24 protein-coding genes and 1 riboswitch are annotated in these 26,607 nt (G+C 69.8%); of the genes, 16 read left to right on the top strand and 8 right to left on the bottom strand.

Annotated features, from left to right (window positions below; all coding sequences use genetic code 11):
* Window positions 1–44 precede the first annotated feature (44 nt).
* The 5 genes from OO69_RS23075 (at window position 45) to OO69_RS23055 (ending at window position 5,755) form a co-directional block, all read left to right on the top strand.
* The gene (locus tag OO69_RS23075) at window positions 45–407 is read left to right on the top strand and encodes a YraN family protein (RefSeq protein WP_033282645.1); all 363 of its coding nucleotides are present in this window, start codon (window positions 45–47) and stop codon (window positions 405–407) included.
* 1 nt (window position 408) lies between these two features.
* Window positions 409–2,034: a YifB family Mg chelatase-like AAA ATPase gene (locus OO69_RS23070; protein WP_033282644.1), complete on the top strand. Its 1,626-nt coding sequence runs from the start codon at window positions 409–411 to the stop codon at window positions 2,032–2,034.
* A gap of 626 nt (window positions 2,035–2,660) precedes the next feature.
* On the top strand, window positions 2,661–3,965 hold the full coding sequence (gene dprA / locus OO69_RS23065) for a DNA-processing protein DprA (protein WP_420707901.1): 1,305 nt from the start codon (window positions 2,661–2,663) through the stop codon (window positions 3,963–3,965).
* A 271-nt stretch (window positions 3,966–4,236) separates the two neighbouring features.
* Entirely contained in the window at window positions 4,237–5,079 is an 843-nt protein-coding gene (whiG, locus tag OO69_RS23060) for an RNA polymerase sigma factor WhiG (RefSeq protein WP_019058710.1), read from the top strand.
* 118 nt (window positions 5,080–5,197) lie between these two features.
* The gene (locus OO69_RS23055; RefSeq protein WP_033282643.1) at window positions 5,198–5,755 is read left to right on the top strand and encodes a TetR/AcrR family transcriptional regulator; all 558 of its coding nucleotides are present in this window, start codon (window positions 5,198–5,200) and stop codon (window positions 5,753–5,755) included.
* Between the two features lie 64 nt (window positions 5,756–5,819).
* Here the strand turns inward: OO69_RS23055 and OO69_RS23050 are convergent, their stop codons facing one another.
* On the bottom strand, window positions 5,820–6,362 hold the full coding sequence (locus tag OO69_RS23050; protein WP_078652538.1) for a murein hydrolase activator EnvC family protein: 543 nt from the start codon (window positions 6,360–6,362) through the stop codon (window positions 5,820–5,822).
* A gap of 307 nt (window positions 6,363–6,669) precedes the next feature.
* On the opposite strand from OO69_RS23050, the gene rpsB reads away from it, so the two are divergent.
* From rpsB to OO69_RS23005, 9 genes are all read left to right on the top strand, one after another.
* Entirely contained in the window at window positions 6,670–7,620 is a 951-nt protein-coding gene (rpsB, locus tag OO69_RS23045) for a 30S ribosomal protein S2 (protein ID WP_033282642.1), read from the top strand.
* A 173-nt stretch (window positions 7,621–7,793) separates the two neighbouring features.
* A complete protein-coding gene (gene tsf / locus OO69_RS23040; RefSeq protein WP_033282641.1) occupies window positions 7,794–8,630 on the top strand; it encodes a translation elongation factor Ts in 837 nt (278 codons plus the stop codon).
* 204 nt (window positions 8,631–8,834) lie between these two features.
* Window positions 8,835–9,593: a UMP kinase gene (gene pyrH / locus OO69_RS23035; protein WP_033282640.1), complete on the top strand. Its 759-nt coding sequence runs from the start codon at window positions 8,835–8,837 to the stop codon at window positions 9,591–9,593.
* A 130-nt stretch (window positions 9,594–9,723) separates the two neighbouring features.
* Window positions 9,724–10,281 (top strand): ribosome recycling factor, encoded by a 558-nt coding sequence (frr, locus tag OO69_RS23030; protein ID WP_019058716.1) that lies wholly within the window; start codon window positions 9,724–9,726, stop codon window positions 10,279–10,281.
* Window positions 10,281–11,471, top strand: a complete 1,191-nt coding sequence (locus OO69_RS23025; protein ID WP_033282639.1) for a phosphatidate cytidylyltransferase — start codon at window positions 10,281–10,283, stop codon at window positions 11,469–11,471. The genes frr and OO69_RS23025 overlap by 1 nt, the downstream gene beginning before the upstream one ends.
* A 92-nt stretch (window positions 11,472–11,563) precedes the next feature.
* Window positions 11,564–12,670: a 23S rRNA (adenine(2503)-C(2))-methyltransferase RlmN gene (gene rlmN / locus OO69_RS23020; RefSeq protein ID WP_033282638.1), complete on the top strand. Its 1,107-nt coding sequence runs from the start codon at window positions 11,564–11,566 to the stop codon at window positions 12,668–12,670.
* A 24-nt stretch (window positions 12,671–12,694) separates the two neighbouring features.
* Window positions 12,695–12,800, top strand: a riboswitch (TPP riboswitch).
* 71 nt (window positions 12,801–12,871) lie between these two features.
* A complete protein-coding gene (locus OO69_RS23015; RefSeq protein WP_033282637.1) occupies window positions 12,872–13,948 on the top strand; it encodes a thiamine ABC transporter substrate-binding protein in 1,077 nt (358 codons plus the stop codon).
* Window positions 13,949–13,992: 44 nt separating this feature from the next.
* On the top strand, window positions 13,993–15,594 hold the full coding sequence (locus OO69_RS23010) for an ABC transporter permease (RefSeq protein WP_033282836.1): 1,602 nt from the start codon (window positions 13,993–13,995) through the stop codon (window positions 15,592–15,594).
* Window positions 15,595–16,665 carry an ABC transporter ATP-binding protein gene (locus OO69_RS23005; RefSeq protein ID WP_420707900.1) on the top strand — a complete coding sequence of 357 codons (1,071 nt, stop codon included), beginning with the start codon at window positions 15,595–15,597 and terminating at the stop codon, window positions 16,663–16,665. It abuts the gene before it with no gap.
* A 98-nt stretch (window positions 16,666–16,763) separates the two neighbouring features.
* Here OO69_RS23005 and OO69_RS23000 read toward each other — a convergent pair whose 3' ends face one another.
* From OO69_RS23000 to OO69_RS22970, 7 genes are all read right to left on the bottom strand, one after another.
* Window positions 16,764–17,447: an LAETG motif-containing sortase-dependent surface protein gene (locus OO69_RS23000; RefSeq protein WP_033282636.1), complete on the bottom strand. Its 684-nt coding sequence runs from the start codon at window positions 17,445–17,447 to the stop codon at window positions 16,764–16,766.
* Window positions 17,448–17,607: 160 nt separating this feature from the next.
* A complete protein-coding gene (locus OO69_RS22995) occupies window positions 17,608–18,729 on the bottom strand; it encodes an LOG family protein (RefSeq protein WP_033282635.1) in 1,122 nt (373 codons plus the stop codon).
* 25 nt (window positions 18,730–18,754) lie between these two features.
* Window positions 18,755–19,162, bottom strand: a complete 408-nt coding sequence (locus tag OO69_RS22990; RefSeq protein ID WP_033282634.1) for a VOC family protein — start codon at window positions 19,160–19,162, stop codon at window positions 18,755–18,757.
* 64 nt (window positions 19,163–19,226) lie between these two features.
* The gene (locus tag OO69_RS22985; RefSeq protein WP_033282633.1) at window positions 19,227–20,564 is read right to left on the bottom strand and encodes a hypothetical protein; all 1,338 of its coding nucleotides are present in this window, start codon (window positions 20,562–20,564) and stop codon (window positions 19,227–19,229) included.
* On the bottom strand, window positions 20,546–21,286 hold the full coding sequence (locus tag OO69_RS22980) for an ABC transporter ATP-binding protein (RefSeq protein WP_033282632.1): 741 nt from the start codon (window positions 21,284–21,286) through the stop codon (window positions 20,546–20,548). The genes OO69_RS22985 and OO69_RS22980 overlap by 19 nt, the downstream gene beginning before the upstream one ends.
* A 210-nt stretch (window positions 21,287–21,496) precedes the next feature.
* On the bottom strand, window positions 21,497–22,876 hold the full coding sequence (locus OO69_RS22975) for an aspartate aminotransferase family protein (protein ID WP_033282631.1): 1,380 nt from the start codon (window positions 22,874–22,876) through the stop codon (window positions 21,497–21,499).
* Complete coding sequence (locus tag OO69_RS22970) at window positions 22,861–23,379, bottom strand: Lrp/AsnC family transcriptional regulator (protein ID WP_033282630.1); 519 nt, start codon at window positions 23,377–23,379, stop codon at window positions 22,861–22,863. Before OO69_RS22970 ends, OO69_RS22975 begins: the two co-directional genes overlap by 16 nt.
* 208 nt (window positions 23,380–23,587) lie before the next feature.
* Between OO69_RS22970 and OO69_RS22965 the strand changes: the two genes are divergently transcribed.
* Complete coding sequence (locus OO69_RS22965) at window positions 23,588–25,027, top strand: gamma-aminobutyraldehyde dehydrogenase (protein ID WP_033282629.1); 1,440 nt, start codon at window positions 23,588–23,590, stop codon at window positions 25,025–25,027.
* A gap of 264 nt (window positions 25,028–25,291) precedes the next feature.
* On the top strand, window positions 25,292–26,482 hold the full coding sequence (locus tag OO69_RS22960; RefSeq protein ID WP_033282628.1) for an extracellular solute-binding protein: 1,191 nt from the start codon (window positions 25,292–25,294) through the stop codon (window positions 26,480–26,482).
* Window positions 26,483–26,607: the final 125 nt, after the last annotated feature.

Genomic DNA, 26,607 nt, shown 5'->3' with positions numbered 1-26,607 from the left:
GTGGACCGTTCCGCGTGACGGTTGGTGCCGGAGGTGGTGCCGACATGAACGCACGCAGTGCACTCGGCAAGTTCGGCGAGACGGTCGCCGCACGACGGCTGATCGAGGCCGGCATGACGGTCCTGGAGCGCAACTGGCGCTGTGGCAGGACCGGCGAGATCGACATCGTGGCGCGGGACGGCGACGTCCTGGTGGTCTGCGAGGTCAAGACCCGGCGGACGGGCGCCTTCGAGCACCCGATGGCCGCCGTCACACCCCAGAAGGCGGAGCGCCTACGGGGCCTCGCCGAGCGATGGATCCACGCGCACGGCGGAGCCCCGCCGGGAGGGGTCCGTATCGACCTGGTGGGTGTTGTCGTGCCCCGGTGCGGCAGGGCCGTGGTCGAGCACGTCCGGGGGGTGGTCTGAGATGGGGTTCGCTCGTACGTGTTCGGTGGCGCTGGTGGGCGTCGAAGGTGTGGTGGTCGAGGTCCAGGCCGACCTCGAACCGGGCGTCGCCGCGTTCACGCTGGTGGGACTGCCCGACAAGAGCCTGACGGAGAGCAAGGACCGGGTGCGGGCCGCGGTCGTCAACTCGGGTGCGCCCTGGCCGCAGAAGAAGCTGACGGTCGGGCTCAGCCCGGCGTCGGTGCCGAAGAGCGGCAGCGGGTTCGACCTCGCGGTGGCGGCGGCCGTCCTCGGTGCGGCCGAGCGGATCGATCCGCGTGTGCTCGCCGACATCGTGATGATCGGCGAACTCGGCCTGGACGGACGGGTCCGGCCGGTCCGGGGCATCCTGCCCGCCGTGCTGGCCGCGGCCGACTCCGGATACGAGCAGGTCGTCGTCCCGGAGTGCGCCGTCGCCGAGGCGTCCCTCGTGCCCGGGGTGTCCGTCCTGGGCGTCCGCACCCTGCGGCAGCTGATCGCCGTACTCGCCGACGAACCGGTACCCGACGAGGATCCGGACGAGCTGGGACGCCCGGACCCGCTGCTCGCCGGGCTGCGCATGCCCGGCACGGGCTCCGCCACGGGGATGCACAGCATGGGCGCGTCCCAGTACGATCCGGGGCACGATCTCGCCGATGTCGTCGGCCAGTTCTCGGCACGGACGGCGGTGGAGGTCTCGGCGGCCGGCGGCCATCACCTGTTCCTCGCGGGCCCGCCGGGGGCAGGGAAGACGATGCTCGCGGAGCGGTTGCCCGCGGTGTTGCCCCGGCTCGACCGGCAGGAGTCCTTGGAGGTCACGGCGGTCCACTCGGTGGCGGGCCTGCTGCCTCCGGGCAAACCCCTGATCGACGTCGCTCCCTACTGCGCCCCGCACCATTCGGCGACGATGCAGGCCCTCGTCGGGGGCGGGCAGGGGATCGCACGGCCCGGGGCGGTGTCGCTGTCCCATCGAGGCGTCCTGTTCTTGGACGAGACGCCCGAGTTCAGCGGCCAGGCCCTGGACGCGCTACGACAACCTCTGGAGGCCGGGCATGTGGTGATCGCGCGGAGTGCGGGGGTCGTACGTTTCCCGGCGAGGTTCCTGATGGTGCTGGCCGCCAACCCCTGTCCGTGCGGTCGTTTCTCGCAGACCGGCGACCTGTGCGAGTGCGCGCCGATGTCGATCCGGAGGTACCAGGCCAGGCTCTCCGGGCCGCTGCTCGACCGGGTGGACCTGAGGGTGGAGGTGGACCGGGTCACGCGGGAACAGCTCACCGGACGCGGTTCGCGGGGAGAGTCCACGGCGACGGTCGCGGACCGGGTGCGGGCGGCCAGGGAGCGGGCTGCGGCACGGCTCGCGGACACGCCCTGGCGCACCAACAGCGAGGTGCCCGGCCGCGAACTGCGCAGCCGCTGGCACGCCGAGCGCGGGGCGATGGACGAGGCCGAGCGCAGCCTGGAGCGCGGCGCGCTCACCGCGCGCGGGCTGGACCGGGTGCTGCGCGTCGCCTGGACGGTCGCGGACCTGGTCGGCCACGACCGACCCGGGGTGACCGATGTGGCCCTCGCGCTCCAACTGCGCACCGGCGTACCGCGAGGCGTGCCGATGGCGATCGGGGCGATGACGTGACCCGGGGCGATGACGTGACCCGGGCCGAGGACATGGGCGGGGTCAATCACCGGGCGAGGGGCGATGGTTGGACCGGGGGGCATGATCGGGCCGGGAGTCATGATCGGGCCGGGATTGATGACGCGGGCGGGGTCGATGGCTGGGCCGGGGGCGACGATGTAGCCGGGTTCGATGGTGCGAGCGGGACCCATGGTCGGACCGGGATCGGTGGCACGATCGGCGCCGATGGCGTGACCGGGGCCGATGGCCGGGCCGGGGTGGATGGCCGGACCGGCACCGACGATGTGACCGGGTTCGATGGTGCGAACGGGTCTCCTTGCCGCACCGGGACCGGCGGCACGATCGGGGCCGGCGCCGTGACTGAGGTCGATGGCCGGAGCGGGGTCGACGATGTGACCGGGTTCGATGATTCGAGTGGGTCCCATGATCGGACCAGGACCGGTAGCAGGACCGGGGCCGATGGTCGGACCGGGACTGATGGCGTGACTGGGTTCGGTGGCCGCACCGGGGCCGACGTCATGACCGGAACTGATGGTCAGACCGGGACTGATGGCGTGACTGGGGTGGATGGTCGGGCCGGGTCCGATGGCGTGAGTGGTTTGGGCGGCCGCACCGGGGCCGACGTCATGACCGGAACCGATGGCCAGGCCGGAACCGATAGCCAGGCCGGAACCGATGGCCAGACCGGAACCGCCGGTCGGACCGGACCCGATGCGGTGACCGGGATGGATGGCCGCACCGGGCCCGATGACGCGACCGGAACCCATGACCCGGCCGGGCTCCAAGACGCGGGCGACGACCTGTTCGCGCGTGTCTTTCTCGCCCGGGTTGTCGAACCCGGGGACGAGGTCGCCGGGCGATGGATTCGGGAGCTCGGGGCCGTGGAGGTCGCCCGGCGGCTGTGGAACGGAGGGCCGCAGCTGACCGGGGTGACCGACAAGCGGTGGGCCGGGCTGTGTGCGCGGGCCCAACTGCTCGAGGCCGGGCGGGACTTGGCCGTTGCGCGGGACGCGGGCGTCCGGTTCGTGTGTCCCGGTGATGTCGAGTGGCCCGCCCAGCTCGACGACCTCGGGGACGCGCGGCCCATCGGGCTGTGGGTGCGCGGGGAACCCAACCTGCGGATGTTGGCACTCAAGTCGGTCGCCGTCGTCGGCGCCCGCGCCTGCACCGAGTACGGCGCGCACATGGCGGCCACCCTCGCCGCCGGACTGGCCGAACGCGGCTGGGTGGTCGTCTCCGGCGGTGCCTACGGAGTCGACGGCGCCGCCCATCGCGGCGCCCTCGGTGCGACCGGGGTCACGGTCGCCGTCCTCGCGTGCGGCGTCGACCGGCCCTACCCGCGCGGGCACGCCGAGTTGATCCGCAGGATCGCCGAACAGGGGCTCGTGGTCGGCGAGTTGCCGCCCGGCGAGCATCCGACACCGAGCAGGTTCATCCTCCGGAACCGGGTGATCGCCGCGCTCACGCGGGGCACCGTGGTGGTCGAGGCCGCGTACCGGAGCGGGTCGCTCGTCACGGCGCGGGCCGCACAGCGATTGGGGCGTCACACCATAGGGGTACCTGGGCCGGCGACCAGTGCGCTGTCAGCCGGAGTGCACGAACTCCTGCGCGGGGACGCGGTGCTGGTCACCGACGCCGCGGAAGTCGTCGAACTGGTCGGTGGCATGGGCGAACTGGCCCCGGACCGACGCGGACCGGTGCTCCCGCGCGACCTGTTGGAGCCGGCCGCCCAGCGCGTCCTCGCCGCACTGCCCGGCAACAGGGCCGCGCCGCCGGGGCAGATCGCGCGCGGTGCGCAGACCACGGAGGACGACGCGATCGCGAGACTGTACGAACTCCGAGCACTTGGTTACGTCGAACGACACGGCGACGGCTGGAAGTTGACACGCCAGGCGATGATCTCGGTCCGGCCGGATCGGGGGCGCCGCTGACCGAGTGTGTTCGGCCGTCCGGGGGAACCCCGACACCCTTGGGAATTCCCGCAGTTGGCGCATTCCGATGATCACGCAGAGCGATCGGAGTGACCTGTTCCGGCACCTCGTCGAACGCGTCCGTGCCCGGTCCGAGCCCCGCCCTTCGCACACCGCGACACTCCAGTCACGCTACGCTCACGGGGATTCCGGCACAGACCGGCATCTCCCCATCACTCCGACAGCTCACCCAGGCAACCCCACTTCACGGCAGAACGGCACAAGGCGACGAATGCCCCAGCACACCTCCGGGTCCGACCGGGCGGCGATCCCCCCAGCCGCCCGCGACGGTGGCAGCGTCCGGCCGCCCGCTCCCTCGACGCTCGACGAGCTGTGGCGGTCGTACAAGACGACGGGCGACGAGCGGCTGCGTGAGCAGCTGATCCTGCACTACTCGCCGCTCGTGAAGTACGTCGCGGGACGGGTGAGCGTCGGGCTGCCGCCCAATGTGGAACAGGCGGACTTCGTGTCGTCGGGGGTGTTCGGACTGATCGACGCGATCGAGAAGTTCGACATCGAGCGGGAGATCAAGTTCGAGACGTACGCGATCACCCGCATCCGGGGCGCGATGATCGACGAACTCCGCGCGCTGGACTGGATCCCGCGCTCGGTACGGCAGAAGGCGCGGAACGTCGAGCGGGCGTACGCCACGCTGGAGGCACGGCTGAGGCGCACGCCCAGCGAGGGCGAGGTGGCCGCCGAGATGGGCATCGCGGTGGAGGAACTCCACGCCGTCTTCAGCCAGTTGTCGCTGGCCAACGTGGTCGCCCTGGAGGAGCTGCTGCACGCCGGCGGCGAGGGCGGCGACCGGCTCAGCCTGATGGACACCCTGGAGGACACCGCCGCCGACAACCCGGTGGAGGTGGCCGAGGGGCGGGAGCTGCGGAGGTTCCTGGCGCGGGCGATCAACACGCTGCCCGAGCGGGAGAAGACCGTCGTCACGCTGTACTACTACGAGGGCCTGACCCTCGCCGAGATCGGCAACGTGCTCGGGGTGACCGAGAGCCGGGTCAGCCAGATCCACACCAAGTCCGTGCTGCAGTTGCGCGCCAAGCTGGCGAGTTTTGGCCGCTGAGCAGAAGGAGTACGGCCTGGGTGACCTCGCAGAATCGTGCCTGCATGGCCTGGGTCACTCCCGCCGGGGGTGCGCCGTCCGTAGAGTGGTTGACGTGCCAAGGATTCGAGCGGCCTCCGTGGCCGAGCACCGGTCGATGCAGCGAGCCGCCCTGCTGGACGCGGCTCGTTCCCTGCTGTCCGAGGGTGGGACGGAGGCGCTGACGTTCCCGGCCCTGGCCGAGCGGACGGGGCTGGCGCGGTCGTCCGTGTACGAGTACTTCCGCTCCCGGGCCGCGGTCGTCGAGGAGCTGTGCGAGGTCGACTTTCCCGTGTGGGCGGCGGATGTGTCTTCCGCGATGGAGGGGGCCGGCTCCGCCGAGGGCAAGGTCGAGGCGTATGTGCGGCAGCAGCTTGCCCTGGTCGGGGATCGGCGGCATCGGGCTGTTGTCGCCATCTCCGCGAGCGAACTCGATGCGGGGGCTCGGGAGAAGATCCGGGCCGCGCATGGGGGGTTGGTGGCGATGATCGTCTCGGCGCTCGGGGATATGGGGCATGCGGAGCCTCGGCTGGCGGCGATGTTGGTTCAGGGTGTTGTTGATGCGGCTGTGCGGCGGATTGAGCTGGGGGCCGCTGAGGATCCCTCGGTGATTACTGAGGCTGCGGTGAGTATGGCTTTGCGGGGGGTTCTGGGTTGAGTTTTGAGTGTGGGGCCGGTGGGGGCTGGGCGCGCAGTTCCCCGCGCCCCTAGAAGAAGCGGGGTCACAGAACCGGCAGCAGGCGGGATGGGCCCCGATTCAGCAGCCATGGGGGCAGCAGCTCCAGCGGGTTCAAGTACGTCTCTCCTCTCAGCAAGCCCCAGTGCACGCATGTCGTTGCGCAATGGGAGCCGGTGATTTCCACGGTGCCCACCACCTCGCCCGGTTCCACCTCGTCGCCCTTCTTCACGGTCGCGGTCACTGGCTCGTACGTCGTGCGTAAGTCCGTGCCGGTCAGTTCGACCGCGACCACTCCTCTTCCCGCCACCCGGCCCGCGAAGGACACCCGGCCCGCCGCTACCGCTCGTACCTCAGCGCCGGCCGGGGTCGCCAGGTCCACGCCTCGGTGGCCGCGGCCGTAGACCGTCGCCGGGGGCTCCCAGCCTCGTAGGACCAACGGGTGGGAACCGACGGGCCAGGCGCGGGCGATGGCCGGTACTGAGGGGGCCGGGGCTCCGGGTAGGGGTGGTGGGCTGTCGTTCGCACGGGCCGTGCAGGTCAGCAGGGTCAGGAGGACGGCCAGCAGTAGCGCCGGTGCCATGCGCATCGGGGGTCCATGTCGTCGCGTTCGCATGGCACAAACCGTGCCGTACCCGGGCCGATCATGGCCGGGACCTGTGGACCGGCGTGGGGTTGTGGACAACGGCGTCACCCGGTGCCTCGCGGGTCCCGTACACTTCCTTTGGCGATCCGGGTCACCGGGTCGACTTCGCACGCCCCGGCATCTGGTCCTCCGTCGTCAAGACGAAACCGGTGTCAGCGCTCCTCGGTCCTCTGGGCACGCGCACGTGGGCGTCAGGCGCGAGTGCCGTCCGGTGCTCGCGGCACAACCGAGTAAATCAAGGAGAACGGCCATGGCCGTCGTCACGATGCGGGAGCTGCTGGAAAGCGGCGTCCACTTCGGTCACCAGACCCGTCGTTGGAACCCGAAGATGAAGCGCTTCATCTTCACGGAGCGCAACGGCATCTACATCATCGACCTGCTCCAGTCGCTGTCGTACATCGACCGCGCCTACGAGTTCGTCAAGGAGACCGTCGCCCACGGCGGCACGGTCATGTTCGTCGGTACGAAGAAGCAGGCGCAGGAGGCCATCGCCGAGCAGGCCACCCGCGTCGGCATGCCCTACGTCAACCAGCGCTGGCTGGGCGGCATGCTCACCAACTTCTCCACCGTCTACAAGCGTCTGCAGCGCCTCAAGGAGCTCGAGCAGATCGACTTCGAGGACGTCGCCGCGTCCGGTCTCACCAAGAAGGAGCTTCTCGTGCTCTCGCGCGAGAAGGCCAAGCTGGAGAAGACCCTCGGTGGTATCCGCGAGATGTCCAAGGTTCCCAGCGCCGTCTGGATCGTGGACACCAAGAAGGAGCACATCGCGGTCGGTGAGGCCCGGAAGCTCAACATCCCGGTCGTCGCCATCCTCGACACGAACTGCGACCCCGACGAGGTCGACTACAAGATCCCGGGCAACGACGACGCGATCCGCTCCGTCACCCTGCTCACCCGCGTGATCGCCGACGCCGTCGCCGAGGGCCTCATCAGCCGCTCCGGTGTCGCCGCCGAGGCCAAGGGTGACAAGGCCGCCGGCGAGCCGCTGGCCGCGTGGGAGCGCGACCTGCTCGAGGGCGAGAAGAAGGCCGACGAGACCCCCGCCGCCGAGGCCGAGGTGCAGACCTCCGCCGAGACGGAGAAGGTCGCCGACGCCGAGCAGGCCGACGAGGCTCCGGCCGCCGCTGAGGCCGCTGCCGAGGTCGAGGCGCCCGCCGCCGAGGTCGAGGCCGCTCCGGCCGCCGAGGCCGAGCAGGCCTGACCTTCCGGGCCAAAGGGCTGGCAGGAGGACGGCGGGTGGTGCGGACCGCGCCACCCGCCGTTCATCCACAGCCCCTAGATCTTCGTAGCCCGTAGATCCTTGGCGGAAGCCCGCGCTATCTGCGGCCGCCGCCGACTTCGAGACTTCGAACTCCGAGAAGAGATTCACAGATCATGGCGAACTACACCGCCGCCGACGTCAAGAAGCTCCGTGAGCTCACCGGCGCCGGCATGATGGACTGCAAGAAGGCGCTGGACGAGGCCGACGGCAACGTCGAGAAGGCCGTCGAGGCGCTCCGTATCAAGGGCCAGAAGGGCGTCGCCAAGCGCGAGGGCCGCTCCGCCGAGAACGGCGCTGTGGTCTCGGTCATCGCCGAGGACAACACCTCCGGTGTCCTGGTCGAGCTGAAGTGCGAGACAGACTTCGTCGCCAAGGGCGAGAAGTTCCAGTCCGTCGCCCGCCAGATCGCCGAGCACGTCGCCGCCTCCGCCCCGGCCGACATCGCGGCGCTCCTCGCGTCCGACATCGAGCCCGGCAAGACGGTCCAGGCGTTCGTCGACGAGGCCAACGCGAACCTGGGCGAGAAGATCGTCCTCGACCGCTTCGCCCAGTACGACGACGGCTACGTCTCCGCGTACATGCACCGCACGATGCCCGACCTGCCCCCGCAGATCGGTGTCCTCGTCGAGCTGGACAAGGAGAACGCCGAGGTCGCCCGCGGTGTCGCCCAGCACATCGCCGCCTTCGCGCCGAAGTACCTGGCCAAGGAGGACGTGCCGGCCGAGGTCGTCGAGTCCGAGCGCCGTATCGCCGAGGAGACCACCCGCGCCGAGGGCAAGCCCGAGGCCGCGATCGCCAAGATCGTCGAGGGCCGCGTCAACGGCTTCTTCAAGGACGCGACGCTGCTCGGTCAGCCGTACGCGCTCGACCCCAAGAAGTCCGTCCAGAAGGTTCTGGACGAGGCGGGTGTCACCCTGAAGCGCTTCACGCGCATCAAGGTCGGCATCTGAGTCCGTACCGCGATCGACGCGCGGCGCCCGGCGGAATCCCGCTAGGGTCGTCAGCAGTCGGCCCGGTACGCCGCCGCGCACGCGCGCGTGGCGGACGACAGCAGATCTGACGAGGAGGCCATTGCCGAGCATGGGATGCGACAGACACCCCACCGGCAGTGGCCTTCTTCGTATGTGCGACCACGTTGAAGAGGCGAGAACACCATGACCACCAAGCCCCAGAAGAGCGACGACGGCAAGGTACGCGGCCGGTTCATGCTGAAGCTGTCCGGAGAGGCCTTCTCCGGAGGCGGCGGCCTGGGCGTGGACCCCGACGTGGTGCACAAGATCGCCCGTGAGATCGCGGCCGTCGTGCGGGACGGCGCGGAGGTCGCCGTCGTCATCGGCGGCGGCAACTTCTTCCGCGGCGCCGAACTCCAGCAGCGCGGCATGGACCGGGCCCGCTCCGACTACATGGGCATGCTCGGCACGGTGATGAACTGCCTCGCTCTCCAGGACTTCCTGGAGAAGGAGGGCATCGACAGCCGCGTCCAGACCGCCATCACCATGGGCCAGGTCGCCGAGCCGTACATCCCGCTGCGCGCCGTGCGCCACCTGGAGAAGGGCCGCGTGGTCATCTTCGGCGCCGGTATGGGCATGCCCTATTTCTCCACCGACACCACCGCCGCCCAGCGCGCCCTGGAGATCAACGCCGAGGCGCTGCTGATGGGCAAGAACGGCGTGGACGGGGTCTACGACTCCGACCCGAAGACGAACTCCGAGGCCGTCAAGTTCGACTCGCTCAGCTACGGCGAGGTCATCACCCAGGACCTCAAGGTCGCGGACATGACCGCCATCACGCTGTGCCGCGACAACAAGCTTCCGATCCTGGTCTTCGAGCTTCTGGCGGAGGGCAATATCGCCCGCGCCGTCAAGGGTGAGAAGATCGGCACGCTTGTGGGTGACCAAGGCAGCCAGGGCTGATGACCCTGACCGGGGGATGGACAATGTCCTGCCGGTCGGGAACCGTGCAGGAAGAAGACGCGACGCAGCCGGCCGCCGACGCCGACACAGCACAGCAGCCGGGCCTACTCAAGACACGCAGGAGCAAGTGGTGATCGAAGAGACCCTCCTCGAGGCCGAGGAGAAGATGGAGAAGGCCGTCGTGGTCGCCAAGGAGGACTTCGCCGCGATCCGCACCGGCCGTGCGCACCCGGCGATGTTCAACAAGATCGTGGCCGACTACTACGGCGCGCTGACGCCGATCAACCAGCTGGCCTCGTTCTCCGTACCGGAGCCGCGGATGGCCGTGGTGACCCCGTTCGACAAGACCGCGCTGCGGAACATCGAACAGGCGATCCGCGACTCGGACCTGGGCGTCAATCCCAGCAACGACGGCAACATCATCCGTGTGACGTTCCCCGAGCTGACCGAGGAGCGCCGCAAGGACTACATCAAGGTCGCCCGGACCAAGGCCGAGGACTCCAAGGTGTCCATCCGCGCCGTCCGCCGCAAGGCCAAGGACGCGCTGGACAAGCTCGTCAAGGACAAGGAGTCCGGCGAGGACGAGGTCCGTCGTGCGGAGAAGGAGCTCGACGACACCACGGCGAAGTACGTCGCCCAGGTGGACGAACTCCTCAAGCACAAGGAAGCGGAGCTGCTCGAGGTCTGATGAACGACTCTTCCTGGGGGGCACCGCCACAAGCCGGGTACTGGGGGCCGTCCGACCAGGGGCCTGTCCAGGGGGTTGCCCCGGCGGGTCCCACGTACGATGCGCCTGAGGCGCAGCAGACTCGCCCCATGCCCATCGTGCCCGACGAGCCCGCATACGGCGGACACCAGGATGACGACCGGGGGGCCGCTCGGCTGAGCGGCCCCTTGTTCCGCGACGAGACGCAGCAACCGCCGTACGACGTACGGCAGCCGCAGCCGTACGACCCGCGGACGCAGCCCTCTGACACGCCGCAGGCGACGCCCTACGGGGCGGTGCCGCAGAATCCGGAGCCCATGTCCGACGTCCCGCCACCGGCGCCCGCCCCGCAGAAGAAGAGCGCGGGCCGGGACCTGGGTGCGGCCATAGGGGTCGGCGTCGGGCTCGCCGTGGTGATCGTCGCGTCCCTCTTCGTGGTGAAGGCCGCGTTCGTCGGAGTGATAGCGGTCGCCGTCGTCGTCGGCCTGTGGGAGCTCACCTCGCGGCTGCAGGAGCGCAAGGGCATCAAGGCGCCCCTCGTGCCTCTGGCGGTCGGCGGGGCGGCGATGGTCGTCGCCGGTTACGTCCGGGGCCCTGAGGGCGCCTGGGTCGCCATGGCGCTCACCGCGCTCGCCGTCCTCGTCTGGCGGATGACGGAACCGCCAGAGGGCTACCTCAAGGACGTCACGGCGGGCGTCTTCGCGGCGTTCTACGTGCCGTTCCTGGCCACGTTCGTCGCCCTGATGCTCACCGCCGACGACGGCGCCTGGCGGGTGCTGACGTTCCTGCTGCTGACCGTGGTCAGCGACACCGGGGCGTACGCCATCGGCTGGCGCTTCGGCACGCACAAGCTCGCGCCGCGCATCAGCCCCGGAAAGACCCGCGAGGGCCTGTTCGGGGCGGTGTCGTTCGCGATGGTGGCGGGCGCGCTGTGCATGCAGTTCCTGATCGACGACGGCAGCTGGTGGCAGGGCCTGGTCCTGGGCCTCGCGGTCGCGGCCAGCGCCACGCTGGGCGACCTCGGCGAGTCCATGATCAAGCGCGACCTGGGCATCAAGGACATGGGCACGCTGCTGCCGGGCCACGGCGGCATCATGGACCGGCTGGATTCTTTGCTGCCGACCGCTCCGGTGGTGTGGCTGCTGTTGGTTCTGTTCGTCGGCTCCGGCTGAAGACTGGGCTGACCTGGGGTTTTACGTACGAGGGGCTCGTTGTCCACAGGGCGGCGAGTCCCTCTTCGTATGTCTGCGACACTGGTAGGGCCATGCCTAAGCCCGGAGAACTCACATTCGTCGCCCCCCGCGGAGCCCAGAAGCCGCCGCGGCACCTTGCCGATCTCACGCCCGCCGAGCGCAAGGAAGCCGTCGCCGCGATCGGGGAGAAGCCGTTTCGCGCCAAGCAGCTCTCGCAGCACTACTTCGCGCGCCTCGCGCACGACCCGGCGGAGTGGACCGACATCCCCGCCGGTTCGCGCGCCAAGCTGCAGGAGGCGCTGCTTCCTGAGCTGATGACCGTCGTACGGCATCTGTCGACCGACCAGGAGACCACGCGCAAGACGCTGTGGCGGCTGTTCGACGGGACGCTCGTCGAGTCCGTGCTGATGCGGTACCCGGACCGGGTCACCATGTGCATCAGCTCGCAGGCGGGGTGTGGCATGAACTGCCCGTTCTGCGCGACCGGACAGGCCGGCCTGGACCGGAATCTGTCGACCGGCGAGATCGTGCACCAGATCGTCGACGGGATGCGTGCCCTGCGCGACGGCGAGATCCCCGGCGGGCCCGCGCGGCTCTCGAACATCGTGTTCATGGGCATGGGCGAGCCCCTCGCCAACTACAAGCGGGTCGTCCAGTCCATCCGCGCCCTCACCGACCCCGAGCCGGACGGGCTCGGGCTCTCGCAGCGCGGGATCACCGTCTCGACGGTCGGACTGGTCCCGGCGATCCACCGGTTCTCCGACGAGGGCTTCAAGTGCCGCCTCGCGATCTCGCTGCACGCGCCCGACGACGAGTTGCGCGACACCCTGGTCCCCGTGAACACCCGGTGGAAGGTGCGCGAGGTCCTCGACGCGGGCTGGGAGTACGCCGCGAAGTCCGGGCGCCGGCTGTCCATCGAGTACGCGCTGATCCGCGACATCAACGACCAGGCGTGGCGCGGTGACCGCCTCGGCCGCCTCCTCAAGGGCAAGCCCGTGCACGTCAATCTCATCCCGCTGAACCCGACGCCGGGCTCGAAGTGGACCGCCTCCCGCCCCGAGGACGAGAAGGCGTTCGTCGAGGCCATCGCGGCCCACGGGGTGCCGGTCACCGTCCGGGACACCCGGGGCCAGGAGATCGACGGAGCGTGCGGCCAGCTCGCCGCGACCGAGCGGTAGGCTGACCGGCGTAGGCACATCTTCATATTCCGACAGGGGAGCGCCACAGCGCTGAGAGTGCGGGATTGTCCGCAGACCCTCTGAACCTCGCCCAGGTCATTCTGGGTAGGAAGTTCGGTCACCACTCTTGCTGTTGCGCCCTGCCCGCGTCCTGTGGGCAGGGCCGCGTCTCTTCCTGGACACCCCAGGAGGAAAACAACCGTGCACCACACCAAGGCATGCATCGCCGCGGCCGTCGGCCTCGGGCTGCTCACGCTCTCCGCGTGCGGCTCGTCCGGCGGCGGCAGCGGCGGCGACTCCAAGACCGTCACCCTCGTCAGCCACGACTCGTGGGCCGTCTCCAAGAGCGTCCTCAAGGACTTCGAGAAGCAGTCCGGCTACACGGTCAAGGTCCTCAAGGACGGCGACGCCGGCCAGGCCGTCAACAAGGCGATCCTGACCAAGGACAACCCCCAGGGCGACGTCTTCTTCGGCGTCGACAACACCCTGCTCTCCCGCGCGCTCGACAACGGCCTCTTCCAGTCCTACGACGCGAAGGGCTCCGCGCTAGTCAAGCCCGAGTACCGCGTCGACCAGACCAAGCACCGGGTCACGCCCATCGACACCGGCGACATCTGCGTCAACTACGACAAGGCGTACTTCAGCAAGCACAAGCTGACCCCGCCGACGTCCTTCGCCGACCTGGTCAAGCCCGAGTACAAGAACCTCCTCGTCACCGAGAACGCGGCCACCTCCTCACCCGGCCTCGGCTTCCTGCTCGGCAGCGCCGCGCAGTACGGCGACGACGGCTGGCAGGCGTACTGGAAGAAGCTCAAGGCCAACGGCGTCAAGGTCGTCGACGGCTGGGAGCAGGCCTACGACCAGGAGTTCTCCGGGTCCGCCGGTGGCAAGAAGGCGGGCGGCGACCGGCCCCTCGTCGTCTCGTACGCCTCCTCGCCGCCCGCCGAGGTCATCTACGCCGACCCGAAGCCGACCACCGCGCCCACCGGGGTGTCGTACGGCACCTGCTTCCGGCAGACCGAGTACGCGGGACTGCTCAGCAACGCGCAGAACACCAAGGGCGGCAAGGCGTTCCTCGACTTCCTGCTCACCAAGGAGTTCCAGCAGGACATGCCGCTCAACATGTTCGTCTACCCGGTGATCCAAGGCGCCCAGGTCCCGCAGGAGTTCGAGAAGTACGGCCGCCAGGCCCCGGACCCCGAGACCATGGCGCCCGCGAAGATCGCCGCCGACCGGGACCAGTGGGTCAAGTCGTGGACCTCGCTCGTACTGAAGTAGCCCCACGGCGCACCCATCGGGGCAGCGTGACGCGGCTCGGCCTCATGGCCGTACCCGTCGCGTTCTTCGCGGTGTTCTTCGCCTACCCCGTATCCGCGATCGTCGCGCGCGGCCTCAAGGTCGACGGCGCCTGGCAACTGGGCCGTGTCTGGGACGTGTTGGTGGAGTCCGACATCCGGCACGTCCTGTGGTTCACCACTTGGCAGGCGCTCGCCTCCACCGCGCTCACGCTGCTGATCGCGCTCCCCGGCGCGTACGTCTTCGCGCGCTTCGACTTCCCGGGCCGACACGTCCTGCGGGCCGTCGTCACCGTCCCCTTCGTGCTGCCGACGGTCGTCGTCGGTACGGCCTTCCTCGCGCTCGTCGGCCGGGGCGGGCTCCTCGACGACCTGTGGGGCGTACGGCTGGACACCACCGTGTGGGCCATCCTGCTCGCGCACGTCTTCTTCAACTACGCGGTCGTCGTACGGACGGTGGGCGGCCTCTGGGCCCAACTCGACCCGCGCCAGGAGGAGGCCGCGCGGATGCTCGGCGCGTCCCGGCTGCGGGCCTGGCGGACGGTGACGCTGCCCGCGCTGGGGCCCGCCGTGGCCGCCGCCGCGCTGATGGTCTTCCTCTTCACCTTCACGTCCTTCGGCGTGGTCCAGATCCTCGGCGGCCCGACCTTCTCGACCCTCGAAGTGGAGATCTACCGCCAGACTTCGGAGGTCTTCGACCTGTCCACGGCGGCCGTCCTGACGATCGTCCAGTTCGTCGCGGTCGGCGCGATTCTCGCCGTGCACGCCTGGACGGTACGGCGACGGGAGAGCGTCCTACGGCTCGTGGACCCGTCGGTGACCGCACGGCGCCCGCGCGGGGCCGGCCAGTGGACCCTGCTGGCCGGGGTCGTCGCGTCCATCGCCGTGTTGCTTCTGCTGCCGCTCGCCGTGCTGGTCCAACGCTCGCTGGACACACCGGACTTCGGGTACTTCCGGGCGCTGACCCACGACGACGGCGGCACCTTCCTCGTCCCGCCGATCGCCGCGATCGGCAACTCGCTGGAGTACGCCGTCGCCGCCACCGCCATCGCCGTGGTGATCGGCGGACTCGCAGCGGCCGCCCTGACCCGGCGCGATGCCGGGCGGCTGGTCCGGGGCTTCGACGCGCTGCTGATGCTGCCGCTCGGGGTGTCGGCGGTGACCGTCGGCTTCGGGTTCCTGATCGCGCTCGACAAACCCCCGGTGGATCTGCGGAGTTCATGGATCCTGGTGCCGCTCGCGCAGGCGCTGGTCGGTGTCCCCTTCGTCGTACGGACGATGCTGCCCGTGCTGCGGGCGGTGGACGGGCGGCTCCGCGAGGCGGCGGCCGTGCTCGGGGCGTCGCCGTGGCGGGTGTGGCGCGAGGTCGATCTGCCGCTCGTACGGCGGGCGTTGCTGATCGCCGCCGGGTTCGCGTTCGCGGTGTCGCTGGGCGAGTTCGGGGCGACCGTGTTCATCGCGCGGCCCGACAACCCGACCCTGCCGGTCGCGGTGGCCCGGCTGCTGTCGCGCCCCGGTGATCTCAACTACGGCCAGGCGATGGCCCTTTCGACGATTCTGATGGTGGTGTGCGCGGTGGCCCTGCTGGTGCTCGAGCGGCTGCGCACCGACCGGACGGGGGAGTTCTAGATGCCGCCGAACATGCCGCCGAGCGTGAAACCGGACCCTGCGCCGACCATGCTGCTCAGCCTTGAGGACGCGACCGTACGGTTCGGTGGGCGCCCGGTGCTGGACGCTGTCGACCTGGGTGTAGCCGAGCACGAGATCGTGTGTGTGCTCGGGCCCAGTGGCAGCGGCAAGTCGACGCTGCTCCGGGCGGTCGCCGGGCTCCAACCCCTCGACTCCGGGCGGGTGTTGCTGGACGACCGGGACCAGTCGGGCGTGCCCGCGCACAAGCGCGGGGTGGGTCTGATGTTCCAGGACCACCAGCTGTTCCCGCAGCGGGACGTGGCCGGCAACGTGGCCTTCGGGCTGCGCATGCACGGGGCGTCGAAAAAGCAACAGGGCGACCGGGTGGGCGAGTTGCTCGACCTGGTCGGGCTGCCGGGTGCGGCCCACCGTGCCGTCGCCGGACTGTCCGGCGGTGAGCAGCAACGGGTGGCGCTGGCCCGGGCGTTGGCGCCCCGCCCCCGTCTCCTCATGCTCGACGAACCCCTCGGCCAGCTCGACCGGTCACTGCGGGAGCGGCTGGTCGTCGAACTCCGGGAACTCTTCGGCACGTTGGGCACCACCGTGCTCGCGGTCACGCACGACCAGGGCGAGGCGTTCGCGCTGGCCGACCGGGTCGTGGTGATGCGGGACGGGCGGATCGCCCAGTCCGGTACGCCACTTGAGGTCTGGCAGCACCCCGCCGACGAGTTCGTGGCCCGCTTCCTGGGCTTCGACAACGTGGTCGAGGCCACGGTCGTAGGAGAAGCCGCCGACACCCCCTGGGGCAAGGTCCCGGTCCCCGAGGACGCCCCGCAGGGCACCCGCACACTCCTCGTACGCCCCGCAGGCGTACGCCTGTTGGCCGCCGACGAGGGCCTGCGCTGCACGGTCGCCGCCCGCACCTTCAAGGGCACCCACGTCGCCGTACAGCTCCAGCCGGAGGACGCGCCGCGCCTGGAGGCGGCCTGCGCGCTGCGGGCGGCGCCGGAGGTCGGGAGCGCGGTCGGGGTGGAGTTCGACGCGGCGGAGATCGTCGTGCTCGGCGGCTAGCGCGCACGCGGGTGCCCGCACCCACGCACCGGACATGTGTGTGGCCCGTCCCCACGAACCGGACGGGCCACAACAGCGTTTCGTTCAGCGGCTGTTGATCAGCCGCCGTTGTTCGCACCGCGACGGCGCATGCCGAAGTAGACGGCTCCGCCGCCCACGACGACGAGGGCGCCCGCGATACCGGCGATCATGCCGGTGTTGGAGTTGGCACCGGTCTCGGCGAGGTTCGAGGAACCGGCCGCCGGGGACGGCGCGTTGTCGGTCGTCGTCGCGGGAGCGGTGCTGCTGCTCTCCGTGGCCGACGGGGTCGGGGTGTCGGACTCGGCCGGGGTCGAGGCGCTCTCCGACGGTGCCGGAGAGGACTCCGACGGGCTCGGGCTGGGCGAGTCCGTCGCGCAGGCCTTGGACGGGGTGGTCAGGTTCGGCGTGATGTCCTTGTCGACCAGGTTGCCGGCCTTGACGTGAACGCGGTACGTCGCGTTCGGCTGCCAGTCCTCGGCGAAGGTGACGGAGACACCTTCCTTCGAGCCCTTGACGGTCTGCGCGTCGCCGACCTGCTTGGCGTCGGAACCGTTGTTCTCCAGGAACACCGTGATGGTCGCCTCGGTGGCCGAGGCGTCCTTGTCGGTGACGGTGATGACACCGTTGGCGCCGTCACACGTGGCTTCGGCGGAGAACTCGCTGATGTTGCAGGCGAGCGCGTTGCCCGCGAATCCGAGTGCGAGTGCGGCCGAGGCGGACGCGACACCGAGGATGCGTACGGAACGTCGAGATATGGACACGTTTGCCCTTCACGGGATGTGCAACTGCGGGGGGTTTAGGGGGAGATGGAGCGGCAATGAGGTGAGGCACCACTGCCCCCAGGAGTCTCACTGGTCTATAAGTGCTGCGTAAGCAGTGTCAATGCATATGCGGTGTACAGCAGTTGCCTTTACCCGCACTTTAATCAGTGAGACGTTTCAGTGCTTCCGGAGCCTCCTCGATCCGGTCAACGAGGGCGATACGGGCCTCCATCGGCCGTTCCCGGGCAAGTGCACGCAGCAGCGGCCAGGTCGGCAGCCGCTCCGTCCAGTGCTCCCGGTCCACGAGAACCATCGGCGTGGGCTCGCCGCGCGACTCGTAGTAGTTCGGCGTCGCGTTGTCGAAGATCTCCTGTACGGTCCCGGCCGCGCCCGGCAGAAACACCACCCCGGCGTTCGAGCGGGCCAACAGGCCGTCCTCGCGGGTGGCGTTGGCGAAGTACTTGGCGATGTGCGAGGCGAAGGCGTTCGGCGGCTCATGGCCGTAGAACCACGTCGGGATGCCGATCGAGTGGTTGCCCTTCGGCCAGCGGGTGCGGACCTCGAAGGCGCCCTGGGCCCAGTCGGTGATCGAGGGGCTGAACGACGGTGATCCGGCGAGGAGTTGGCACGCCTCCTCCAGCATGGCGTCCTCGTACGGCGCCGCGTACGCGCCCAGGTTCGCCGCCTCCATCGCGCCGGGTCCGCCGCCGGTCGCCACCGTGAACCCGGCGCGGCTCAGCTCGCGGCCCAGGCGCGCGGCACCGCCGTAGGCCTCCGTCCCGCGGGCCATCGCGTGGCCGCCCATGACGCCCACCACCCGTGCGCCGCGCAGGAGTTCGTCCAGGGCGTCGGAGATGGAGTCGTCGTGGACGGCGCGCAGCATCGACGCGTATATGTCGCCGTCGGCCTTGGTCCGCTGGAACCAGGCGTACGCGAGCGCGTCCGGCGTCTGCTCGTACCCCTTGTCGAGCGAGGCGAACAGCTCGTCCGGCGTGTAGAGATGGCCGCGGTAGGGGTCGAACGGGAGGTGCGGGACGGGCGGGAAGACCAAGGCGCCGTCGGCGCGGACCTTCGTGGCCGCCTCGTCGCGCATCGGGCAGCCGAGGAAGACGGCGCCCGAGGTGTCCGTGGTGAGCAACTCCCGCGTACGGTCCGTCAGATCGACGCCCTGGACGCGGTGTCCGGCGAGAGTGCCGCGGGACGAGACGGTCGCGTCGAAGTCCTCGACCGTCTCGATCTCGCGTTCGTCGTGGTGGGCCGCATGGGCCGGGCTCGTCTGCACGCGCCCATGCTAGGCACCCGACCGCTCAGCCCTGGACGGCCGCCGGGTCCATCCACACGATCTCCCAGGAGTGGTTGTCGAGGTCCTCGAAGGAGCGCCCGTACATGAAACCCTGGTCCTGGACGTCGTCGTTGGCGGTGCCGCCTGCCGCGACCGCCTTGTTGATCAGCTCGTCGACCTTCTCGCGGCTCTCGGCGCTCAGACACAGCAGCACCTCGCTGGTCTTGGCCGAGTCGGCGATGTCCTTCTTCGTGAAGTCGCTGTAGCGCTTCTTCTCCAGGAGCATCGCGATGATCGTCTCGCTGATCACGACACAGGTGGTGTCGTCCGAGCTGAACTGGGGGTTGGTCGAGAAACCGAGCTCGGTGAAGAACTTCTTCGACGCGGCGGCGTCGTTCACGGCCAGGTTCACGAAGATCATCTGCTGGTACATGCTGGGGCCTCTCCCATCGGGCGTGCGTGCTATTCGGTGGGTAGACCGGCACTCCGGGAAAAACTCATCGGTGGGCGAGCGGAAGTGCCGCGAGTTCGGCGATCACGACGGTCAGCGGCACGAACAGGGCGAGCAGCGCCCCCGCGCGCAGGGCCGCCGCGCTGCGCAGCACGGTGGCCGGGGCGCCCAGCCGTACCAGCGCGGCCGTGGTGTCGGCGCGGGCCTGCCGGGCCTCGACGGCGGCGGTGAGCAGGGTCGCCACCGTGCAGCCGGTCACCAGGAGCGTGCCGAGGGTGGTGAGCGGGCCGACGGCCGCGTCCGTGTCGTAGAGCGCGGTCATCGCGTACGCGCCCGACGCCACCGCGCAGACCACGCCCAGCGGGCGGCCGATGCGGGTCGCCTCCTCCATGAGGACCCGGCCCGCGAGGAGCCGGAGGGCGCCCGGGCGCACGGCCTGGAGGAGCCGTCCGCACAGGTGGGTGAGGCCGGGGCCCGCCAGGGCGAGACCGATCGCGGTCAGCACCCAGCCGGCCAGCACCCCCGCCGGGCCGCCCACGTGACCGCCGGGCATCGACAGCCCGTCGGTGTCCGCCGTCCGGTTCGCGTACGCCTCTACGGCGAGACCGGCGGCGAGGACGGCAACACCCCAGGGGAGGCCCTTGGGGACCTCGCGGGGGGCAGGGGGGCGGGTGGGGTCCGGGTCGGGTGTGGTCGGTTCGGTGTCGGCCGCCGGTTCGGGCGCCGGGGTCGGGGCGTCCTCAACTGCCGCCGTACGGCCGCCCGTTCGCAGGTGGGCGCCGAACCTGCCGTACGCCCCGAAGGTCTCGCGGGTGCCCGACTTGCCGTAGGCGCCGAAACGGCCGTAGGACCTCGGGGTGTTCTTCGGGGAGGTGTCCTTCGGGCGGAGGGTGAAGGCCACCGCGACGGAGGCGGTCACGGGGACGATGGCGAGGAGGGTGAGGGCGGCGGGGAGGGGGAGGGGGGTGTCCGAGGCGAGGAACTCCGCGGCCGCTCCGTCGAAGGGCATGCCCGTGAGGTCGCCGCGGAGGTGGAGGAAGAAGAGCAGGGCGAGCATGGAGCCGAGGGTGCAGGCCAACGCGGTCGTCGTTGCCGAGATCGCCATCAGGCGGCCCGGGCCGAGGCCGATCGCGGAGAGGCCGGGGCGGGGTTTCGTCGCCGGGTCGGTGCGGGCGACGGCGACCGCGAAGTAGACCGTGGCGGCCAGCGGGGTCGCGCACCAGGCCAGGCGGAGGGCCGCGGCGGCGGCGGAGTCGGGGTGGCTCATCGCGTAGCCGAGGGTGCAGAGGAGGAGGAAGCCCGTGCCCGCCGAGGCCACCGCGACCAGCAGGCGGCGCAGTTGGACGGCGGGGTGCGAGCCGCGGGTCAGACGGAGAGCGAGCACGCGGCCCGGCCTTCCGACTCGGCGACCGGGGGGAGGTGGACCGTGTTCACCCGGCGCCCGTCCAGGAGCGACACCGTGCGGTCCGCGAGGGCCGCGGTCTCCGCCTCGTGGGTCGCGAGGACGACCGTGATGCCGTGCGAGCGGGCGGCCGTCGTGAGCGTGCGCAGGACCTGGGCGCGGTCCGCGCGGTGCAGCGGGGCGGTCGGCTCGTCGGCGAACAGCACGGTGGGCGCTGGGGCCAGCGCGCGGGCGATCGAGACGCGCTGGCGCTCCGCCTGGCGCAGCTCGTGCGGGCGCTTGCGGGCGTGGTCGCCGATGTCGAGGCGGTCCAGCCACTCCAGGGCGGCGGTCTTGGCACGGCGGCGGCTGGTGCCGCGCAGCATCAGGGGGAGGGCCGCGTTCTCCCAGACGTTCAGCTCCGGGACGAGCACGGGGGCCGGGTCGATCCAGCCGAAGCGGTCGCGGCGCAGCCGTTCCCGGGTGAGCGGGCCCATGGTGTGCACGGGCACGCTGTTGAACCAGACCTCGCCGCGGCCGGGGCGCTCCAGGCCGGAGAGGCAGCGCAGCAGGGTCGTCTTGCCGCTGCCGCGCGGGCCCGTGACGGCGAGGATCTCGCCCTCCCGGACGCCGAGCGAGACGCCGCCGAGCGCGGGCGTGCCGTCGTGGTGCTGGAAGTGCAGGGCACGTGCCCAGAGCACGTCGTTGTCCGGCGGGGCCACCATGCGCGTACACCTCGTTCTGATCCGTTTTCCGTACCGCGTCCCCCTTGCGGGGGAACGAGGACGGGGCCGATCGGTTACCAGGCACGCTAAGGAGGGTGGGGGTGCGACCCCGGACAGCACACGGCCCGGGGTGCACCCTTCTCACTCGAACGGGTGCACCCCGGGCCGTATAAACCGCTGAACTGCCGGAGGCTGGAGCCTCGCCGGAGGTTAGAGCTTCGTCCAGGCCTCGGTCAGCACCTGGCGGACGATGCCCTCGATCTCGTCGAAGGTCGACTGGTCGGAGATCAGCGGCGGCGACAGCTGGATGACCGGGTCACCGCGGTCGTCGGCGCGGCAGTAGAGGCCGTACTCGAAGAGCTTCTTGGAGACGAAGCCGTAGAGCACGCGCTCCGACTCCTCGTCCGTGAAGGTCTCCTTGGTGGCCTTGTCCTTGACGAGCTCGATGCCGTAGAAGAAGCCGTTGCCGCGGACGTCGCCGACGATCGGGAGGTCGTGCAGCTTCTGCAGGGTCTGCAGGAAGTTGGCCTCGTTGTCGAGGACGTGCTGGTTGAGGCCCTCGCGCTCGAAGATGTCGAGGTTGGCGAGGCCGACCGCGGCGGAGACCGGGTGGCCGCCGAAGGTGTAGCCGTGCAGGAAGGTGTTGTCGCCCTTGTAGAACGGCTCGGCCAGGCGGTCGGAGATGATGCAGGCGCCGATCGGGGAGTAGCCCGAGGTCATGCCCTTGGCGCAGGTGATCATGTCCGGCACGTAGTCGAACTTGTCGCAGGCGAACATCGTGCCGAGGCGGCCGAAGGCGCAGATGACCTCGTCGGAGACCAGGAGCACGTCGTACTGGTCGCAGATCTCGCGGACCCGCTGGAAGTAGCCGGGCGGGGGCGGGAAGCAGCCGCCGGCGTTCTGCACGGGCTCCAGGAAGACCGCGGCGACCGTCTCCGGGCCCTCGAAGAGGATCTGCTGCTCGATCTGGTCGGCGGCCCAGCGGCCGAAGGCCTCCGGGTCGTCGCCGAAGAGCTGGGCGCGGTAGATGTTGGTGTTCGGGACCTTGTGCGCGCCGGGGACGAGCGGCTCGAACGGGGCCTTCAGGGCCGGGAGTCCGGTGATGGACAGGGCGCCCTGCGGAGTGCCGTGATAGGCGACCGCGCGGGAGATGACCTTGTACTTGGTCGGCTTGCCCTGCAGCTTGAAGTACTGCTTGGCGAGCTTCCAGGCGGTCTCCACGGCCTCGCCGCCGCCGGTGGTGAAGAAGACCTTGTTCAGGTCGCCCGGCGCGTAGTGGGCGAGGCGCTCCGCCAGTTCTACGGCCTTCGGGTGGGCGTACGACCAGATGGGGAAGAACGCCAGCTCCTGCGCCTGCTTGGCGGCGGTCTCGGCCAGCTCGGCGCGGCCGTGACCGGCCTGGACCACGAACAGACCCGCGAGACCGTCGAGGTAGCGCTTGCCCTTGTCGTCGTAGATGTAGGTGCCCTCGCCACGGACGATCGTGGGAACGGGCGCGTTCTCGTACGAGGACATGCGGGTGAAGTGCATCCACAGGTGGTCGTACGCGGTGCGGCTGAGGTCCTTGCTCACGGTTATCGGGTTCCCCACATGTAGGTCTGCTTCTTGAGCTTCAGATAAACGAAGCTCTCGGTGGAGCGCACGCCGGGCAGCGCCCGGATGCGTTTGTTGATGACGTCCAGCAGGTGGTCGTCGTCCTCGCAGACGATCTCGGCGAGGAGGTCGTACGAGCCCGCGGTCATCACCACGTACTCCACTTCCGGCATGGCCGTCAGCGCGTCGGCGACGTTCTCGACATCACCTTCGACGTTCACCCCGACCATCGCCTGTCTGCGGAAACCCACGGTGAGCGGGTCCGTGACGGCGACGATCTGCATGACGCCCTGGTCGAGCAGCTTCTGGACGCGCTGGCGCACGGCCGCCTCGGAGAGGCCTACGGCCTTGCCGATCGCGGCGTACGGCCGGCGGCCGTCCTCCTGGAGCTGCTCGATGATGGCGAGGGAGACGGCGTCCAGATGAGGAGTGCTGCCGTTCCTGGACTCGCGGGAGTCCCTCTGTTCTGCGCTGCGACTGGCCACGGCTTCACTGTGCACGACGTCTCGACCGTTCCGCAAGGCCGCTTCGATGAAATTCGTTGTTTACGTGGTCGAGACTTGCGGATTTCGTAGCCTTGGCGCGATCAGGGGTGTTGAAAACGTGGGCCGGGCGATTAGGGTGGGTGTCTCAGTGAATGGACACACTCAGAACTCCCAGAACATCCAGATCACCCACTCAGAACACCCAGACCTTGGAGGGCCGGAAGTGAGCACCGAGCTGCGTCGTCTGCGCAATTACATCGACGGTGAGTTCCGGGACGCCGCCGACGGACGGACCACCGAGGTGGTCAACCCGGCGACCGGTGAGGCGTACGCGACCGCGCCGCTGTCTGGCGAGGCGGACGTCGACGCCGCGATGGTGGCCGCCGCCGCGGCCTTCCCGGCCTGGCGGGACGAGACCCCGGCCAAGCGGCAGAAGTACCTGCTGGACATCGCCACCGCGTTCGAGGAGCGCTCGGAGGAGCTGATCGCGGCCGAGGTGGAGAACACCGGCAAGCCGATCGGGCTCACCCGCTCCGAGGAGATCCCGCCGATGGTCGACCAGATCCGCTTCTTCGCGGGCGCGGCCCGGATGCTCGAAGGCCGCTCGGCCGGCGAGTACATGGAGGGCATGACCTCGATCATCCGGCGCGAGCCGATCGGCGTCTGCGCGCAGGTCGCGCCGTGGAACTACCCGATGATGATGGCGGTTTGGAAGTTCGCCCCAGCGCTCGCGGCCGGCAACACGGTCGTCTTGAAGCCCTCGGACACCACCCCCGCCTCCACCGTCCTGATCGCCGAGATCATCGGCTCGATCGTGCCCAAGGGCGTCTTCAACGTCGTGTGCGGCGACCGGGACACCGGCCGCGCGATGGTCGAGCACCACACGCCGGCGATGGCCTCCATCACCGGTTCGGTGCGGGCCGGTATGTCCGTCGCCGAGTCCGCGGCCAAGGACCTCAAGCGGGTCCACCTGGAGCTGGGCGGCAAGGCCCCGGTCGTCGTCTTCGAGGACACCGACATCGCCAAGGCCGTCGAGGACATCTCGGTGGCGGGCTTCTTCAACGCGGGCCAGGACTGTACGGCGGCGACGCGCGTCCTGGTCCAGGAGTCGATCCACGACGAGTTCGTGGCGGCGCTCGCGAAGGCGGCGGCCGAGACGAAGACGGGTCAGCCGGACGACGAGGACGTGCTGTACGGCCCGCTCAACAACGCCAACCAGCTCAAGCAGGTGACCGGCTTCATCGAGCGGCTGCCGGCGCACGCGAAGGTGGAGTCCGGCGGCCACCGGGTGGGCGAGAAGGGCTACTTCTACGCCCCGACCGTCGTCTCGGGCCTCAAGCAGGACGACGAGATCATCCAGAACGAGGTCTTCGGCCCGGTCATCACCGTCCAGTCCTTCACGGACGAGGCCCAGGCCATCGAGTGGGCCAACGGCGTCGACTACGCGCTGGCGTCCTCGGTGTGGACTAAGGACCACGGGCGCGCGATGCGGCTGTCGAAGTCCCTGGACTTCGGCTGCGTGTGGATCAACACCCACATCCCGCTGGTCGCCGAGATGCCGCACGGCGGCTTCAAGAAGTCGGGCTACGGCAAGGACCTGTCGGGCTACGGCTTCGAGGACTACACGCGGATCAAGCATGTGATGACGTCGCTGGACGCGTAGGCCTGCGGCGCTTGACCGGACGTACACGCGCGGCCCTGTACGGGATCAACTCCCGTGCGGGGCCGCGGTGTTGTGTTCCGGGGAGACCTGGCTGCCGCGGTGCCGGACACCCGGACCGGCGCCGGCGAAGACCTCGCGCCGTCCGCTCCGTGTGAACGGGCGGTTACTTCACAGGCAACCGATCGACAAGGTGTCGGGTCCGCGGGAACCCGCTCGACGCAGCGTCCATTGATCGGGGACAGGTCGGCGGGTCATGCTGCGCGGGTGCCCCAGACTCCGAAGTCGTTCCCGCCCTCCCGCCGCTCCCTGCTGCGCGCCCTCGGCGGTACCGCCGCGCTCGGCGCGCTCGCCGGGTGCGGTGTGCCCGCCGCGTATGTGAAGGCGGGGGACCGTGCCGGTGCCGATCTGTCCGCGAAGGACAAGAAGCTGACCTGGGCGAACTGGCCGCTGTACATCGACACCGATGACGACGACCAGACGAAGCGGCCCACGCTGGACGCCTTCGAGAAGAAGACCGGGATCTCCGTCGACTACATCGAGGAGATCAACGACAACGACGAGTTCTTCGGCAAGATCAGCCCGGCGCTCATGAACCACCAGCAGACCGGCCGCGACCTGATCGTCATGAGCGACTGGATGTGCGCGCGGTTCGTCCGCCTCGGCTGGGTCCAGCGGATGGACCGGTCCGCGCAGCCGAACGTGGCGAAGTACCTTGACCCGCAGCTCAGTTCGCCCGCCTTCGACCCGGGCCGCCGGTACACCGTGCCGTGGCAGTCGGGGATCACCGGCATCGCGTACAACCACCGCAAGCTCGGCCGCGAGATCCGCCATGTCTCCGACCTGTGGGCGAGCGACCTGAAGGGCCGGGTCACCCTGCTCTCCGGCCTGGACGAGGCGTTCGCGCTGCTCATGCAGGGCAACGGCGTCGACATCACCAAGTGGACCGCCGCGGACTTCTACAAGGTGTGCGACCAGGTACAGACCCAGATCAGCCGGAACCAGATCCGCCGCTTCACCGGCAACGACTACACCAAGGACCTGGTCAGCGGCGACGTCCTCGCCTGTCAGGCCTACTCCGGCGACGTGATCCAGCTCCAGGCCGACAACCCGGACATCCGCTTCGTCGTGCCCGAGGAGGGCGCCGAACTCTGGGCGGACTCCCTGATGATCCCCGACCTGGCCCGCCACAAGACCAACGCCGAAAAGCTGATCGACTACTACTACGACCCCGAGGTCGCCGCGGAACTCGCCGCCTGGGTCAACTACGTCTGCCCCGTCCCCGCGGCGCAGGCGGTGCTCGCGGACTCCAAGGACAAGGACACGGCGGCGCTGGCCGAGAACCCGCTGATCTTCCCGGACTCGACGATGCGGAAGCACCTCGCGATCGCGCGGGACATCACGTCGACGGAGCGGGTGGAGTTCGCGAAGGAGTGGAACAAGATCGTGGGGTTGTAGGGGCGGTGTCGCATGCGTCCCGTGCCGCGCAGATTTCCAGCAACTCCCTTGCCCGGATTGAGAGTTGTGGCGGGATGTGCGTGGAGTCGGGAAGGGTTCCCGCATGGTTCCGGGGATTCGGTCCC

This window comes from Streptomyces sp. NRRL F-525 (assembly GCF_000716605.1).
Taxonomy (GTDB): domain Bacteria; phylum Actinomycetota; class Actinomycetes; order Streptomycetales; family Streptomycetaceae; genus Streptomyces.
Note: the sequence above shows the minus strand (reverse complement) of the source record. Positions and strands in the feature narration are given on the sequence as shown.